We start from the raw sequence: 16,277 nt of genomic DNA on the forward strand, positions 1-16,277 counted from the left end.
AGCCAACCATGTCGTGTCGTCCTCGAGATCCCCGGCCCACGCATGCGACGTCGGAACGGGCGCCCCTAGACTCAAAAAATGGCAGCGATCCCTGAGGTGATGAAGGCCGTACAGCTCGTCGGGCACGGTGGTCTCGACCAGCTGGTCCATCGGGACGACGTGCCGACGCCGGTGCCGGATGCCGGCGAGGTGCTCATCGAGGTGCATGCCTGCGGCATGAACAACACCGACGTGTGGGTCCGGGAGGGTGCCTACGGCACCGAGACCGACGCCGCCGAGGTGTCGACGTGGCGGCGGGGCCGGTCCACCCTGACGTTTCCCCGGATCCAGGGCACCGACACGGTGGGCCGCATCGTCAACGTGGGCGAGGGAGTGCCGAGCGAGCGGATCGGCGAGCGCGTGATGGTGGACTTCAGCATCTACAACCGCCCCGAGGGTGACGACAGCCTGGCGGACATCGACTACATCGGCCACGGGCGCGACGGCGGGTACGCCGAGTACACGGTGGTCCCGGCCGAGAACGCCTACGAGATCACCTCCGCCATCGGCGACGCCGAGCTGGCGACGTTCTGCTGCGCGTACCTGACCGCCGAGCAGATGCTCGACCGCGCGCGGTTGGCCAAGGACGAGCGGATCCTGGTGACCGGCGCCTCCGGTGGGGTGGGGTCGGCGATCATCCAGCTGGCCCGGGTGCGCGGGGCGGTGCCGTACGCCGTCACGAGCCCCGGCAAGGAGGACGCCCTGCGGGAGATCGGCGCCGAGGACGTCATCCTGCGGAACGCCGCCGACCTGGTGGCCGAGGCCGAGCGCGTGGTCGACGGCCCGGTCGACGTGGTGGCCGACCTGGTCGCCGGCCCGATGTTCAACGACCTGCTGCGCATCCTCCGGCCGGAGGGCCGGTACACGACGGCGGGCGCCATCGGCGGCCCGGTGGTGAACCTCGACCTCCGCACGATGTACCTCAAGCAGCTGGAGCTGCACGGGTCGTCCCAGGGCACCCGGACCGCGTTCCGCCGGCTGGTGCGCTACATCGAGGCCGGCGCCGTCCGGCCGCTGCTCGACCGGACCTACCGGCTCTCGGACTTCCACGCGGCGCAGACCGCGTTCATGAGCAAGGCCTACATCGGCAAGCTCGTGGTCGTCCCCGACCGGCACTGGGCAGAGATCGGAGCGCCGCATGCAGCACCGTGAGTGCACGCTGGAGCTGATCGACACCCAGTCCGGCGGTGACGTCAGCCGCATCGTCGTCGCCGGCGTCGAGCCGCTGCCGGGCGCGACGGTGCTCGAGAAGGCGCGGTACCTGCAGAACGAGGGGGACGGGCTGCGGCGTCTGCTCCTGTCCGAGCCGTACGGCGACCCGGCGATGTCCATCGACCTGATCGTCGAGCCGAGCCGCCCCGGAGCCCAGGCCGGGTACATCATCATGGAGGCGATGGGCTACCCGCTGTACTCGGGGTCCAACACCATCTGCACCGCCACGGCGCTGCTGCAGAGCGGAGCGATCCCCATGCAGGAGGGCCTGCAGAACGTCGTGCTCGAGTCGCCTGCGGGCCTGGCGCTGATCACCGCGCGGGTCGCCGACGGCCGGGTGGACTCGATCACCACGCAGGGTGAGCCCGCGTACGTGGCTGACGAAGGCCTGAGCGTGGAGGTGCCCCACTACGGCACCGTGGCGTTCGACCTGGTGTGGAGCGGCGCGTACTACGCCATGATCGACGCGTCCCGGCACGGCTTCGCCATCACCGCCGAGGAACAGATAGCGCTGACCGCTTTCGGGGACGCCTTCGTGCGCGCGGCCCGGCCCGGGCTGCGGCAGGTGCACCCGGAGCTGGGCGACGTCGGCCCGCTGCCGTTCGCCCACTTCATGGGACCGGTCCGCACCCTCGAGGCGGGGCGGATGGAGTCGCCGTCGGCGACCTATGTCCACCCGGGCGTGCTCTGCCGGAGTCCCACCGGGACGGGCACCTCGGCGCGGCTGGCGCTGATGTCCCGTCGGGGCGAGATCCGCGAGGGCGAGTCGCTGGAGACGATCTCGCCGCGCGGCAGCCGGTTCGTCGGCACCGTGCTCAACAATGCCCGGGTGGGCGACTACGCGGCCCTGCACTCGACGATCACCGGCCGCGCCCGGCTCATCGCGCACTCTCGCATCACCGTCGACCTCGACGACCCGTTGGTGGACCCCACCGACCTGGCGAACGTGCTCCTGCCGCGGCCCGCGGCGTGAGGGCCAGGGCCTGACCCGGGCCGGCCGGGGCGGCCGGGCGGCCGGGGAACGACGATGTCGCGCCGGCGGCTCAGGCCGGGGCCGCCGGCGCGAGGCGGTCCAGGGCGGCGACGACCAGGGCCTCGACGCCGGTCTCCAGGGTCGGGTGCGGCACCGGCGCGAACCGGGGGGAGTGGTTGGACGGGATGTCCTGGTCCACCGTGCCGGCCTCGACCGCCGCCCGGAAGGCCTCGGGGTCCCAGCCGCCGAGCAGCCAGTACACGATCGGAACGCCGGCGGCGGTGGCGAGTATGCCGACGTCCTCGCTGCCCGAGACCGGGCCGGGATCGATGACCCGCTCGGCGCCGAAGCGGGCCGCCAGCACGCCCCGGGTGCGCTCGGTCTCGGTGGGGTCGTTGATCACCGGCGGGAACGCGTCGCGAGTGGTGATCTCGGGTGGCTGCGGCGTGCCCGCGGCGGCGGCCTCGCCCCGCGCGATGCGTTCGATGGCCGCCAGGACGCGGCCGCGGACCGCCTCGTCGAACGATCGGACGTTCACGCCGAGCCTTGCCTCGTCCGGGATGATGTTCTCCTTGGTCCCCGCGTGCAGGGTCCCCACCGTCACGACGGCGGCGTCGCCCGCCGCCACCTCCCGCGAGACGATGGTCTGCAGCCGCATCACGGTCGACGCCGCCAGCACCACGGGGTCGACGGTGGCTTCCGGCCGGGATCCGTGGCCGCCTCGTCCGACCAGACGGATGTCCACGGTGTCGGTGCCGGCGAACGCCGGTCCGCCGTGGACGCCGAGCAGTCCCGCCGCCACGGGTGCGACGTGCTGCCCCAGCACGATGTCCGGGCGCGGCACCCGGTCGTACAGGCCGTCGTCCACCATGGCGCGGGCACCCTGACCCAGCTCCTCGGCAGGCTGCAGGACGACGACGAGCGTGCCCGACCAGGCCGACCGCCCCCGGCCCAGCAGGTCGGCGGCGCCGAGCAGGGCGGTGACGTGCACGTCGTGCCCGCAGGCGTGCATGACACCCGACTCGACGCCGTCCGTGGTGGTGGTCCGTACGGTGCTGGCGTACGGCAGGCCGGTGTCCTCGGTGACCGGCAGGGCGTCCATGTCAGCGCGCAGCAGCACGCACGGGCCGTCGCCGTTGACGAGCACTCCCGCGACGCCGGTCCCGCCCACCCCCGCGTGCACCACGAAGCCGAGGGCGGCGAGCCGCTCGGCGGCCAGGGCGGCCGTGCGGTGCTCCTCGAAGGACAGCTCGGGATGGGCGTGGAGGTCGACGTAGGTCGCGTGGAGGTTCTGGCGCATCGAGCCCAACGGCGCGAGGACAGCCTCGACGTCGATGCCTGGTGCCGCGGGAGCTGTCATGCCCCACCATGCCACGGCCGGACGCGGCTGCGCGGGCGTGGACCCAGTGCGTGGTTGGACGTGTCACGCACCGTCGACGTCCGCGACGAAGCCGAGGATCGCGGCGGCCAGCGCGGCCGGCGCCTCCAGTGCGGCGTAGTGGCCGACGCCGTCGAGCTGTACCGCCCGCACGGGGCCGGCCGCGATCTGGCGCACGGTCTGCTCGGTGAACGCACCGCCGCCCGCGCCGACGGCGAGGACGGGCATGGTCAGCGGGCTCGACTCCGCGAGGTCCCGGACGGCGTCGCCCTCGGTGAGCATCGACCGATAGAGGCCGGTGGCCCCGCGCCAGCCGCCGGGTCGCCCGTACGTGCGGGCGAGCTCGTCGACGTCTGCGTCGGTGACCGAGCCCGGGTCGGCGGTCATGGCGGGGAAGGCCCACCCGCCGAGAAGCTCGCGCTCGCGGCCGGCGAGCACCAGCTCGGGGATGCCTGGCTCCGCCAGGACGCCGATGTGCCATGACCCGCCGTGCGTGACGTCGGCCAGCTTCTCGAGGCCGAACCCGGGTAGGCCCATCTCGACGGCGGTGAGGCTGCGCACGTCCTCGGGGTGCGTGGCGGCGAGCCGGAAGACTGTCGCTCCGCTGATGTCCTGGCCGGTGAGGTGCACCGGGCCGACGTCGAGGTGCTGCACCAAGCCGTGCAGGTCCGCAGCCGCCGTCGTGCTGTCGTGGTCCGCGGTCGCGACACTCGAGTCCCCGAAGCCGCGCAGGTCCACCGCGAACACGCGGTGCCGCTCGGCCAGCAGGGGGATGAGCAGGTGGAACGCCCACCAGGTCTCGGGGAACCCGTGGACCAGCAGGATCGGGGATCCCGCCGCCCCGGCGGACACGTAGTGGAGCTCGGCGCCCTCGACCTGCGCGGTGTGGTGCGTGACTCCAGGGACGGACGGGCTCGGCGTCGTGACGATCATGCTGGGGCTCCTTAGATGGACAACTCGGTTGTCCAACCATAGACAACCAGGTTGTCCATGTCCAGGCCCGTCGGGGCGGGCGGCTCTAGGCTGGGCACATGTCCAGATCCGGAGCCGACCTCGCACTCCTTCTGTTGGGCGGCTACCGCACGCTCGTCGAGGCCGCGCAGGTCGAGCTGGCCGAGCGCGGGTACGACGACTTCCGTCCCGTCCACGACTTCGCGATGCGGGCGATCGCCGCCGGTGCCGACAGCGCCTCCGAGCTGGGCCGGCGCACGTCTGTCTCGAAACAGGCGGCCGCGAAGACGATCGCTGTGCTGGTCGAGCGGGGGTACGTGGCGCGCGAACCTGATCCAGGTGACGCGCGGCGCAAGCGGTTGCAGGTGACGCCGCTCGGCTTCGACGTGCTGCGGCAGGGGGAGACGATCTTCGACGAGCTGCGGGCGAGCTGGGCGCGGCGGATCGGCTCCGCGGAGCTCGCGGCGCTCGAGTCCCGGCTGAGGGAGCTCGTGGGGGACGACGCCGTGCGGGCGGACGCGCCGGGCTGGGTGGCCCAGGCCGAGGGCTGAGCCGGTCGCGGCAGCCCTGTCTCCGCCGCTTCCGCCGGTGCTACAGGCTCAGCCGCATCCCGAGGCTGGGCGCGACGTCGGCGAAGCCGAGGCTCTCGTAGAGCCGGCGTCCGGGCGGGTCCGCGACGAGGGTCACGTACGGGTCGGCGGGGGCCTTGGCACGGATCTCGTCGAGCAGGCGGTTCATCACCGTCCGGCCGAGCCCTTGCCGCTGGAACTCCGGCAGGGTGGCGATATCGGCGATGTGGAAGTACCAGCCGCCGTCGCCGATGATCCGGCCCATCGCCACCGCCTGGTCGGCGTCGGGCCGGGCCGGGTGGGTGGTCGGCAGAAGGTCAGGTGGTCGGCAGTTCGAGCTACCGACCACCTGACCTTCTGCCGACCACCCGAAAACCCGGGATCAGCCCTTGACCGAGCCCGACATCAGACCGCCCACGAAGTACCTGCCCAGCACGATGTAGACCAGCAGCGTCGGCAGCGACGCGAACAGCGCGCCCGCCATGGAGACGCCGTAGTTCTGCAGCAGCGCACCGTTGGCGAGGTTGTTCAGCGCCACGGTGACCGGGCCGTTCTGCGACGAGGAGAAGAAGACCGCGAACAGGAAGTCGTTCCACGCCGAGGTGAACTGCCAGATGAGCACCACGACGAAGCTCGGGACCGAGATCGGCAGGACGATCGACCAGTAGGTGCGCAGCATGCCCGCGCCGTCGACGCGCCCGGCCTCGATGAGCTCGTGCGGCACGGTCATGTAGTAGTTGCGGAAGATCAGCGTGGTGATCGGGATGCCGTAGACCACGTGCAGCATGATCAGCGTCGGCACGCCGGTCGGGATGCCGAGGTCCAGGATCAGCTGGTTCAGCGGGATCATCACCGCCTGGTAGGGGATGAACATCCCGAACAGGATCAGCGTGAAGACCAGGTCGGCGCCCCGGAAGCTCCACCGGGCCAGCACGAACCCGTTCAGGGAGCCCAGGAACGCCGCGATGATCGCGCTCGGCACCACCACGGCGACGCTGCGCAGGATCGCGGGGGACAGTGCGGTCCAGGCCGTGACCCAGTTGTCGAGGGTCCAGATCTGGGGGAAGGCCCAGGCGCGGCTCGGGTCGGCGTCGCCGGTGCCCTTGAAGCTGGTCACCAGCAGCACGTACACCGGAATGAGGACGACGACCAGGAAGAAGATCAGGCCCGCGTACTTCAGGGTGCGGAACAGGGCGTACCGGTTCTTGCTCGGGGGCCGCGGCGGGTCCATCCGGACCCGGGGCGCCGCGAGCTGGTCGGTGGCGGCGGTCATCGCTTCTCCTCGCGGTTCGTGCGGATCAGGTACGGCACGATGACGAGCGCGACGATGATCAGCAGGATCGAGCCGACGGCGGCGGCGTTCGCGTAGTCGAAGCTCGACTTGAACACGAACATGTCGACGGCCGGGACCTTGGTCTGGTAGTTGGCCGGCTTCGAGATCGACATGATGAGGTCGAACGCCTTGAGCGACATGTGGCCGATGATGATCAGCGCGGACAGTGCGACCGGGGACAGCTGCGGGAACAGGACGTACCGGTACAGCTTCCACTCGCTGGCGCCGTCCATCCGGGCGGCCTCGCGCAGCTCGTTCGGGATACCGCGGAACCCGGCGAGGAACAGTGCCATCACGTAGCCGGACAGCTGCCAGATCGCGGGGATCGCGATGGCGATGATGCCGAACGTGACGTTGTTCCACCAGTTGTTCTGCAGGGCGTCGAGCCCGACCATCTGGAACAGGCGGTTCAGGCCGGAGGCCTGCTCGTCCTGGTTGGAGTTGAGCAGCCAGCGCCACACCACACCGGAGGCGACGAACGAGACCGCCATCGGGAACAGGTAGACCGAGCGGAACAGACCCTCACCCTTGACCGGCTTGTCGAGCATCCAGGCCCACAGGAAGCCCATGACCATGGTCCCGGCCAGGAACACGACCGTGTACAGGACGAGGTTCATCAGCGAGTGCTGGAAGTCCTCGCTGGCCAGGAGGTCGAGGTAGTTCGTGAACCACACGAAGACGGCGGGCTCCTGCCCGGTCGCCTGCGCGGCGGTGTGGTTGTCCGTCAGCGACGTCGTGAAGTTGGCCGCTATCAGCCCGTAGACGAAGACGCCGACGAGGATCAGCGACGGGGCGAGCAGGAGGAGCGGTGGCCCGAGTCGCCGCAGTTTGTTGAGCATGTAGGTACCCCAGATGGATGGGCGAGATGGTGGGCGCAGCCGCGCGCCGTCGGGTGGCCCCGACGGCGCGCGACGTACGGCGGTGTGCTTTCCGCTGGAGCGGTCAGCGCCCGGGCGTCAGCCCTGAGCGGCGGCCGCCAGCTCGGACTGGAACCCGGCCAGGTCGGACGCGCCGGTCGTGAACTTGCTCGTCGCGTCGGAGATCGCGTTGAGCGTCGCGACCGGGGTCGCCGCGCCGTGTGCCAGCGAGGACACGATCGTGTCGTTCGAGAACGACTCGATGGCGGTCTGCTGGTACTCCGAGAAGTCCGCGGGGTCGGCGTCGGTACGGGCCGGGATGGAGCCCTTCGCCTGGTTGAACGCGACCTGGCCCTCGAGCGAGCCGACGGTCTCGAGCCAGGCCTTGGCGCCGTCCGGGTGGGGGGCGCCGACCGGCAGGGTGAACGAGTCGGCCAGGAAGTCGAACGTCCCGTCGGTGCCGGGTACCGGGGCGGCCGTGAAGTCCGTACCGAGCGCCTTGTCCTGCTCCTCGAACGCGGCGACCGCCCAGTCGCCCATGACGTTGAACGCGGCGCTGCCGTCGATCACCATCTGGGTGGCCTCGGGCCAGTCGAGCCCGTCGCGGTCGTCGTTGGTGAAGCCCATGAGGGTCTCGAAGCTCTCGAGCGCGGCGATGACCTCAGCACCCTCCCAGTCGGTGCTCCCGTCCCACAGCCCGTTGTACGCCTCGGCGCCCAGGCTGGCGAGCAGCACGGTCTCGAGCAGGTGCACCTGGGTCCAGGTGGTGCCCACCGACAGCGGCGTGACGCCGGCCGCGTCGAGCTTCTCGAGATCGGCGATCCACGCGTCGAGGTCCGCGTACTCGGCCTCGGGGTCGATGTCGTTCTCCTCGAGCACCGTCGGGTTGGCCCAGACGACGTTCGCGCGGTGGATGTTCGACGGGATCGAGTAGATCGCGCCGTCGTCCGACGAGAGCCGGTCGACCAGGTCGGCCGGGAAGGCGTCCGTGAGCCCGAACTCGTCGTAGAGGTCGGAGACGTCCTCGATCTGCGCGGCGTCGATGTAGTCCTGCAGCTCCATGCCGGCGTGGGCCTGGAACGTGTCCGGCGGGTCCTGTGCCTGCAGGCGGGTCTGCAGCAGGTCCTTCGCCGCGGAGCCCGCACCACCGGCGACGGCGCCGTTGACGAACTCGATGTCGGGGTGCTGGGTCTCGAACTCGCCGACCAGGGCGTCGAGGCCTGCCTTCTCGGAGCCTGCCGCCCACCAGGTGAACACCTCGACCTGGTTGCCGCCGCCCTCGCCGCCGGTGTCGCCATCCGTGTTGCCGCCGCCGCACGCGGCCAGCGTGAGACCGAGAACAGCGGCTGTCGCCACCGTCGCGGTCATCCTCCGGTTCAAACGCATCTGGGGTCCCTCAACCTTCCTCGGTCGCTGGAGCACCGACCCGGGCCGTCGTCGTCGTGCGCGCCGGAGGTGAAGTCACTCCGCGCCCAGGACCACGTCGTTCCCGATGACCGGCCGGGCGCGCCTGTACGCCCGTGAACCCGGGTCCTATCGAACGGCCGGGCGCCTTTGGTGTCAAGAATTGAACGCAAGCGTCGCCCGATCGTGACCTGAACGTTCAGGTCGTGTATTCAAACCCGTCATTCCGCCTGGAAGGCGGTTACCCTAAGCGCTGTGCGCGCGGATCGGGTGACCCCGGGCTCGCAGACCTCACTGCGTGAGGCGAACCGAGCCCGGATCGTGAGCGCCGTCCAGCAGCGTGGCTCCCTCACGCAGATCGAGCTGGCCGGCGTCACAGGGCTGTCCCCAGCCACTATCTCGAACATCGTCAAGGAGCTCACCACCGCCGGCGTGCTCCACACCGCGCAGTCCACGCGGAACGGCCGCCGCGCGCTCCAGGTCACCCTCGCCCGCAACCTCGGGCTGGTGGCCGGCATCCGGTTCGGCATGCGCTCGCTCAGCGTCGCGCTCTCCGACGCGTCCATGCGGGTCCTGGCCGAGCAGCGCATGCCGCTCGCCCCCGACCACCGCGCCGACGCCGGTCTGCAGCGCGTCGCGATGCTGGTGAGGGAGATGATGGAGTCCGTGGACGCCGCCCCGTCAGAGCTGCTCGCCGTCGGCGTCGGGGTGCCCGCTCCCGTCGACATCCGCACCGGCCAGGTCGTGACCGTCGGCATGATGCGCGGCTGGGACGGCGTGCACGTCGACGAGATCCTGGGCGCCGAACTCGACGTCCCCGTGACCGCCGACAACGACTCGACGCTCGCCGCGATCGCGGAGGCCCGGTTCGGCGCGGGTGCGGGCTACGACTCCGTCGCCTACGTCCGGGTGTCCCACGGCGTGGGTGGCGGCCTCGTCCTCGGCGGGCGGGCCGTGCACGGCCGGTCCGGGGTGGCCGGCGAGATCGGGCACGTGTCCGTCGACGAGCACGGGCCCATCTGCCGCTGCGGCAACCGCGGCTGCCTCGAGATGCTGATCGGTGCCACCAGCCTCCTGTCGATGCTCCCGCGCGAGGCGGGCCACCTCACGCTGGCGGACCTCGTGGCCCGGGCGCTCGACGGCGACGCCGGCAGCCGCCGCGTCGTGTTCGACGCCGGACGCCACCTCGGCATCGCTCTGGCCAACCTGTGCAACCTCGTGGACCCCGACGTCGTGGTCATCGGCGGCACGCTCGCCGAGGCCGGCGAGGTGCTGCTCGAACCGCTGCGCACCTCGCTCGGCCAGCGCGTCGTCGCGACCTCCCGTGGCCCGGTCGAGGTGGTCCCCTCGGCGCTCGGCGCCGACGCCGGCGTCCGGGGCGCCCTGGCGGCCGCCCTGGACCAGGCCCGGATGTTCGGCTCGCTGGGAGTGGGCTCATGACCCGCCCGCTCCGCACCCCGTTGAGTGCTGGCTATTTGTGGTCTCGAACCGTTTCGAGGGCACAAATAGCCAGCACTCAACGGCGGGTGGGGTGGGCGGTGGCGGTCGCGGTCCTGCTCGGGGTGAGCGGGTGCACCGGTATGGGGGCGGCGGACGGGACGGGCGCCGAGGGCGCCGCGCCCGAGGGCACCATCGGCCTGCTCCTGCCCGAGGCGCAGACCGCTCGCTACGAGGCGTCCGACCGCCCGACCTTCGTCTCCGTCGTGGACCGTCGCTGCCCGGGCTGCACGGTCCTGTACGCCAACGCGGGGCAGGACGCCGCCGCGCAGCTGCAGCAGGCCGAGTCGATGCTCGCGCAGGGCGCCGACGTGCTCGTCCTCGACGCCGTGGACACCGTCGCGGCGGCCGGCATCGTGGTCCAGGCCAAGCGGCTGGGTGCACAGGTCATCGCCTACGATCGGTTCGTGGACGGCGCGGACTACTACGTGTCGTACGACTACGAGTTCATCGGCTTCCTGCTCGGCTCGGCGCTCGTCGGTGCGGTCAACGAGAGGGTCGCGGCCCGCGCCGACGGCGGACCCGATGCCGGGGCCGACGGCGGTTCCGGCGGCGGCTCCGAGGACGGAGCCGACGACGGACCTGATGACGAGGCCGACAGCGAACGGCCAGGAGTACTGCTGGTGCACGGCTCGGCGACCGAGCCCAACGCGCTCGCGATCGCGGCCGGCACCCGCCGCGCCCTCGAGGGAGAGGACATCGACGTGCTCGCCGAGCACTACACGCCCGACTGGAGCCCGGACAAGGCGACGGAGTGGACCGAGGCCATGCTCACCCGGTACCCGGGCCAGGTCGACGGCATCCTCGCCGCCAACGACGGCATAGCGGGCGGCGCGATCGCCGCGGCGAAGGCCGCGGGCCTCGACCCCGTGCCCGTGACCACCGGACAGGACGGCGAGCTCGCCGCCGTGCAGCGCATCCTCGCGGGCGACCAGTACATGACCGTCTACAAGGCGACCGACCAGCAGGCCCAGACCGCCGCCGAGCTCGCCGTGCGCGTGCTGCGCGGCGAGGACCCCCGTGCGGCGGTGGTCATCAAGGGCGTGCCCACGATGCTGCTGGCGCCCCGCGCGGTGGCCGCCGCCGACGTCGAGCACGTGATCGTCGACGGACGGGTGTACTCCACCGAGCAGATCTGCGTGCCCGCGTACGAGGCCGCGTGCGAACGCGCGGGCCTCATCGGGCAGGAGGCGTCATGAGCGACCCGATCCTCTCCCTGCGCGGGGTGTCCAAGCGGTTCGGCGGCGTCCGCGCCCTGGTCGACGTCGACGCCGACGTCCACGAGCACGAGGTCCTCGCCGTCATCGGCGACAACGGTGCGGGCAAGTCCACGCTCGCGGGTGTGCTGGCCGGCGCCCACCGGCCCGACGCGGGCGAGGTGCTGCTCGACGGGCGGCCCGTGGTGCTGGGCTCGCCCGCCGCGGCCCGGTCCCTCGGCATCGCCGCAGTCTTCCAGGAGCTGGCGCTCGTGGACGACCTGGACGTCGTCGAGAACCTGTTCCTCGGCCACGAGACCCGCCGCGGGCCCCTGCTCGACGAGGTCGCCATGGAACGCGAGGCATGGCGCCTGCTCGACCAGCTCGCCGCCAGCGTGCCCACCGTGCGCGAACCGGTCCGCACCCTGTCCGGCGGCCAGCGCCAGGTCGTCGCGGTGGCCAGGGCACTGCTCGGCTCGCCGCGCGTCGTCGTCCTCGACGAGCCGACGGCGTCCCTCGGCGTGCGCCAGACGGCCGAGGTGCTCAACCTGATCGTCCGCCTGCGTGAGCGCGGCCACGCCGTCGTCCTGGTCAGCCACCAGGCCGGCGACCTGCAGGCGGTGGCCGACCGCATCCTGGTGCTGCGGCTCGGCCGCGTGCACGACGTGTTCGACGGCGACGCGTCCTACGAGGACCTGCTCGCCGCCATGACCGGCGCGGTGCGGCCCGGCGCCAAGCACCCGAGCACGAACCGGGCGGTGCGCCGATGAGCGCGCAGACGAGCACGACGGGCTCCGGGCTGCCCACGGGCGGCGCCCTGTCCGGCGCGGTCTGGCAGCGGGTGCGCGGCGGCAGCAGCCTGCTGCCGATCGTCGCGGCGCTCGTCGCCATCTGGCTGATCCTCGGCGCGGTCAACCCCGCCTTCCTCGCCCCGGAGAACCTCGTCAACCTCACGCTGCAGAGTGCCCCCGTCGGCGTCATAGCCCTCGGCGTGGTCCTCGTGCTCCTGGTGGGCCAGATCGACCTGTCCGTCGGGTCGCTGAGCGGTCTCGCTGCGGCGGTGGTCGCCGTCGGATCCGTGACCCTCGGATGGCCGGTGGCGCTCGCGATCGCCGCCGCACTGGCCTGCGGCGCGGTCGTCGGCCTGGGCTACGGGGCGCTCTCGACCCGGCTCGGCCTGCCCAGCTTCGTGTTCACGCTGGCCGGCCTGCTGTTCCTGGCCGGGGTGCAGCTGCGGGTGCTCGGCCCGCTCGGCTCGATCAACCTGCCGTTCGAGTCATGGTTCGTCCGGTCGGTGCAGCAGGGGTTCCTGCCCGCCGGGGTCGCCTGGGCCGTCGTGGGCGTGACGGTGGCGGCGTCCGCGGGGATCCAGGTCGTAGCCCGGGCACGACGGCGGCGCGCGGACCTCGCCTGCGCGAGCGTGCCGCAGATCATCGTGCGCACCGTCGTCCTGGCAGTGGTGCTGTCCGCGATCGTGGCCTACCTGTACCTCGGCTCGGCGCGCGGGATCGGCTGGTCGGTGGCGCTCTTCGCAGCTCTGGTCGTGATCACCGACGTGCTGCTGCGCCGCACCCGGTGGGGCCGGTCGGTGCGGGCGGTCGGCGGCGACCGGCGCGCCGCGATGCTCGCCGGCGTGCCGGTGCGGCGCACGGTGGTCCTGTGCTTCGTCGCCTGCTCGACGCTCGCCGCGCTCGGTGGCGTGCTCGCCGCCGGCCGCCTGGGCGCCGCCAACCAGGGGACCGGCGGCGCCGACACCTACCTCGTGGCGATCGCCGCGGCGGTCATCGGCGGCACCAGCCTGTTCGGCGGGCGCGGCAGCGCCTGGTCCGCGGTGCTCGGGGTGCTCGTCATCCAGTCCATCGCCAACGGGCTCACGCTGATGAACGTCGACCAGGCGGCGCGGTACATGGTGACCGGGGCCGTGCTGCTGCTGGCGATCATCATCGACATGCTGATGCGCAAGCGCCGGGAGGCCTGACATGAATCGTCGTCCGACGCTGGCAGTGGTCGCCGAGGCCGCGGGAGTGAGCCTGAAGACCGCGTCCCGGGTGCTCAACCGCGAGCCCAACGTGGCGGACGCCACGCGTGAGCGCGTGCTGGACGCCGCGACCTCGCTGGGCTTCCGGCGCAACGCGGTGGCCGCCGACCTCGCGCGTGGCGGCTTCTCACGCCTCGTCGGGTTCATCACCGGGGACCTCGCCAACGAGTTCTACTCCGCGCTGGCCAGCGGCATCGAGCGGGAGCTGCGGGAGCACGGGCTGCAGCTGCTCACGGCGTCGTCCGACGAGGACCCCGAGCGGGAGGGGTCGCTGACGGGCGAGCTGCTCGAACGGCGCGTCGGGGCGCTCATCGTCACGCCGGCGGGCGCCGACCACTCGGCGCTGCGGGGCGAGATCGCCGCGGGCCTGACCGTCGTCGTGGTGGACCGGCCCGCGGCCGGGATGGACGTGGACACCGTGGTCATCGACAACCGCGGCGGCACGCGCGCGGCCGCCCGGCACCTGCTGGAGCACGGGCACCGCCGCATCGCCTTCGTCGGCGACGCGCCCCACCTGTGGACCTACCAGGAGCGCAGCGCCGAGTTCCTCGCGACCATGCGCGACGCCGGAGTGCCCGACGCCGAGCGGTGGCTCCGTTCGGGCGCGCACGACGCCGCGGCGGCCCGCGACCTCGTCGTCGACCTGCTCGCGGCACCGGAGCCGCCCACGGCGGTGCTCGCCGCCAACAACCGGGCGACCGTCGGGACGCTCCAGGCGCTGCGGGACGCGCCGGGCGGCGACCAGGTGGCCGTGGTGGGCTTCGACGACTTCGAGCTGGCCGACCTGCTGGGCATCACCGTCGTGGCGTACGACGCCGTCGAGATGGGCCGCCGGGCCGCCGAGCTGGCCGTCGCGCGGTCCGCCGACCCCGACCGGCCGGTGGAGCTCGTGGTGCTGCCGACCCGGGTGGTGCCGAGGGGAAGCGGGGAGCGGCGGCCCCGTTGACACCGGCCGTGGAGGTGGGGTTCGCCCCGGGGTGACACCCCCCACGCCCAGGGCCGCCAGGTGGGCCGCCCGCGCGTCAGGGGCCGCTCGTGCGGGCCCGGTGCGCAGCTGGCGGAGGCACAGCCGGGCATAGGGGACTGATAGGTACTTTCCACACGACGCCGTCCCACCCGTTCTGGTGGTGACGCGGCGTCAATACGCTCCCAGGCACACGAGGTTCCCCAGGCCTGAACGAGGAGCACACCATGTCACGAACCTTGAGAACGTCCCGTTCCTTGATAGCGCTGTCAGCGGCGGCGCTGATGGTCGGCACGGCGCTCACCGGCGCCGGCGCCGCGGGGGCAGCGCAGCCCCCGGAGACGCCCGCCACCCAGCAGTCCGGCACCACACAGCAGTCCGGCACCACACAGCAGTCCGACAGCAAGCTGCCCGACGCCCAGGTCCGTGCGATGGTGCGCGACCTCGGGCTCACGCGGGCCGAGATCCCCGGTCGGCTGGCGCTCGACGCCGAGGCCGCGATCGTCGAGGCCCACCTCACCGCCCGGCTCGGCGACACCTACGCGGGGACCTGGCTGCCCGAAGGCGCTGATGCCCCGCGCGTCGCCGTCACCAGCGACGCCGCAGCCAAGGTGGCGGAGCGCGCGGGCGCCGACGCCGTCGTCGTCGACCACAGCCTCGAGGCGCTCACCTCGTGGAAGGAGGCGCTCGACGAGGTGGGCGCGCCGGACACCGTGCACTCCTGGTACGCGGACCCCACCACGAACGAGGTGGTCGTCCAGGCCGCCGACGTCGCCGCGGCCAGGGCGATGATCGCCGAGGCGGACCTGCCGGCCGACGTCGTGCGGGTCGAGAGGTCCAAGGTCGCGCCGGAGCTCGCGCGCGACATCCGCGGTGGTGACGAGTTCCACCGGCCGACCGGCGACGGGTTCGTCACCCTGTGCTCGATCGGCTTCGCCGTGCAGGGCGGGTTCGTGACCGCCGGGCACTGCGGCGCGGCCGGCAACCCCGTGAACGCGCCCGACGGCGCGGCGCTCGGCACTTACCGCGCGTCGGTCTTCCCGGGCCGCGACTGGGCGTGGGTGGCGACCAACAGCAACTGGACGCCCACCCCGCGGGTGAACAACTACGCGGGCGGGACCGCCGCGGTCGCCGGTTCCGCCGAGCAGGGGATCGGCGCGGCGGTGTGCCGGTCGGGCCGCACGACCGGCTGGCGCTGCGGCGTCATCCAGGAGAAGAACGTCACCATCAACTACGGCAACGGCGACATCCCCGGCATGGCCACCGGCTCGGCGTGCGCCGAGGGCGGCGACTCGGGCGGCTCGGTGCTCTCCGGGGACCAGGCGCAGGGCGTGACCTCCGGCCGGATCGGCGACTGCTCCTCGGGCGGCCGGTTCATCTACCAGCCCCTGAACCCGATCCTGAGTACCTACGGACTGCAGCTCACGACGACGTCCGGCGGCGGGGGACAGGCGCTCATCGGACCCGGCGGCAAGTGCATCGACGTGCCGAACTCCGAGTTCACGGACGGTAAGCGCCTGCAGCTCTGGACCTGCAACGGCACGGCGGCGCAGCGCTGGACCTTCCACTCCGACGGCACCCTGCGCGCCGGGGGCAAGTGCATGGACGTCGCCGGTGCGAACACCGCCGACGGCACAGCCGTGCAGCTCGCGAACTGCAGCGGCAACGCGGCCCAGCGGTTCACGCTCAGCGGTGCCGGGGACCTGGTCTCGATCCTCGCGAACAAGTGCGTGGACGCCCCCAACGGCAATACCGCGAACGGCACCCAGCTGCAGATCTGGACCTGCAACGGCACGGCGGCCCAGAAGTGGCGCGTGGGCTGACCCCAAGAAAACCCTGACCGCACCCGGTCCCGCCGTCCCGCAC

14 protein-coding genes and 1 pseudogene are annotated in these 16,277 nt (G+C 72.3%); 9 read left to right on the plus strand and 6 right to left on the minus strand.

The features are described 5' to 3' along the window. Positions 1–78 precede the first annotated feature (78 nt). Together LUU90_RS10750 and LUU90_RS10755 are read left to right on the plus strand one after the other, a co-directional pair. The gene (locus tag LUU90_RS10750; RefSeq protein WP_275003417.1) at positions 79–1,191 is read left to right on the plus strand and encodes an alcohol dehydrogenase family protein; all 1,113 of its coding nucleotides are present in this window, start codon (positions 79–81) and stop codon (positions 1,189–1,191) included. Continuing rightward, complete coding sequence (locus LUU90_RS10755; protein WP_275003418.1) at positions 1,178–2,224, plus strand: proline racemase family protein; 1,047 nt, start codon at positions 1,178–1,180, stop codon at positions 2,222–2,224. The genes LUU90_RS10750 and LUU90_RS10755 overlap by 14 nt, the downstream gene beginning before the upstream one ends. 70 nt (positions 2,225–2,294) lie before the next feature. Here the strand turns inward: LUU90_RS10755 and LUU90_RS10760 are convergent, their stop codons facing one another. Next, positions 2,295–3,524, minus strand: a complete 1,230-nt coding sequence (locus LUU90_RS10760; RefSeq protein WP_275003681.1) for an amidohydrolase — start codon at positions 3,522–3,524, stop codon at positions 2,295–2,297. Between the two features lie 123 nt (positions 3,525–3,647). After that, positions 3,648–4,535, minus strand: coding sequence for an alpha/beta fold hydrolase (locus tag LUU90_RS10765; protein WP_275003419.1), 888 nt, complete (start codon positions 4,533–4,535; stop codon positions 3,648–3,650). Positions 4,536–4,633: 98 nt separating this feature from the next. Between LUU90_RS10765 and LUU90_RS10770 the strand changes: the two genes are divergently transcribed. Beyond that, a complete protein-coding gene (locus LUU90_RS10770) occupies positions 4,634–5,104 on the plus strand; it encodes a MarR family winged helix-turn-helix transcriptional regulator (RefSeq protein ID WP_275003420.1) in 471 nt (156 codons plus the stop codon). 40 nt (positions 5,105–5,144) lie between these two features. On the opposite strand, the pseudogene LUU90_RS10775 reads toward LUU90_RS10770, so the two are convergent. From LUU90_RS10775 to LUU90_RS10790, 4 genes and pseudogenes are all read right to left on the minus strand, one after another. Next, positions 5,145–5,477: pseudogene (locus LUU90_RS10775) on the minus strand (GNAT family N-acetyltransferase); the annotation flags it as partial. A 27-nt stretch (positions 5,478–5,504) separates the two neighbouring features. Further along, positions 5,505–6,395, minus strand: coding sequence for a carbohydrate ABC transporter permease (locus tag LUU90_RS10780; protein WP_275003421.1), 891 nt, complete (start codon positions 6,393–6,395; stop codon positions 5,505–5,507). Further along, complete coding sequence (locus LUU90_RS10785) at positions 6,392–7,294, minus strand: carbohydrate ABC transporter permease (protein WP_275003422.1); 903 nt, start codon at positions 7,292–7,294, stop codon at positions 6,392–6,394. Before LUU90_RS10785 ends, LUU90_RS10780 begins: the two co-directional genes overlap by 4 nt. Before the next feature lie 117 nt (positions 7,295–7,411). Next, positions 7,412–8,680 (minus strand): ABC transporter substrate-binding protein, encoded by a 1,269-nt coding sequence (locus LUU90_RS10790; RefSeq protein WP_275003423.1) that lies wholly within the window; start codon positions 8,678–8,680, stop codon positions 7,412–7,414. Between the two features lie 291 nt (positions 8,681–8,971). On the opposite strand from LUU90_RS10790, the gene LUU90_RS10795 reads away from it, so the two are divergent. The 6 genes from LUU90_RS10795 (at position 8,972) to LUU90_RS10820 (ending at position 16,234) form a co-directional block, all read left to right on the plus strand. Further along, positions 8,972–10,156: an ROK family transcriptional regulator gene (locus LUU90_RS10795; RefSeq protein ID WP_275003424.1), complete on the plus strand. Its 1,185-nt coding sequence runs from the start codon at positions 8,972–8,974 to the stop codon at positions 10,154–10,156. A 98-nt stretch (positions 10,157–10,254) separates the two neighbouring features. Further along, the gene (locus LUU90_RS10800; protein WP_275003425.1) at positions 10,255–11,412 is read left to right on the plus strand and encodes a substrate-binding domain-containing protein; all 1,158 of its coding nucleotides are present in this window, start codon (positions 10,255–10,257) and stop codon (positions 11,410–11,412) included. Beyond that, positions 11,409–12,179, plus strand: coding sequence for an ATP-binding cassette domain-containing protein (locus LUU90_RS10805; RefSeq protein WP_275003426.1), 771 nt, complete (start codon positions 11,409–11,411; stop codon positions 12,177–12,179). Before LUU90_RS10800 ends, LUU90_RS10805 begins: the two co-directional genes overlap by 4 nt. Then, positions 12,176–13,387 carry a sugar ABC transporter permease gene (locus tag LUU90_RS10810; RefSeq protein WP_275003427.1) on the plus strand — a complete coding sequence of 404 codons (1,212 nt, stop codon included), beginning with the start codon at positions 12,176–12,178 and terminating at the stop codon, positions 13,385–13,387. The genes LUU90_RS10805 and LUU90_RS10810 overlap by 4 nt, the downstream gene beginning before the upstream one ends. Before the next feature lies 1 nt (position 13,388). Next, positions 13,389–14,393 carry a LacI family DNA-binding transcriptional regulator gene (locus LUU90_RS10815; RefSeq protein WP_275003428.1) on the plus strand — a complete coding sequence of 335 codons (1,005 nt, stop codon included), beginning with the start codon at positions 13,389–13,391 and terminating at the stop codon, positions 14,391–14,393. Between the two features lie 245 nt (positions 14,394–14,638). Then, on the plus strand, positions 14,639–16,234 hold the full coding sequence (locus tag LUU90_RS10820; protein WP_275003429.1) for a ricin-type beta-trefoil lectin domain protein: 1,596 nt from the start codon (positions 14,639–14,641) through the stop codon (positions 16,232–16,234). Positions 16,235–16,277: the final 43 nt, after the last annotated feature.

Source organism: Promicromonospora iranensis, assembly GCF_028994775.1.
In the GTDB taxonomy this organism is placed as follows: domain Bacteria; phylum Actinomycetota; class Actinomycetes; order Actinomycetales; family Cellulomonadaceae; genus Promicromonospora; species Promicromonospora iranensis_A.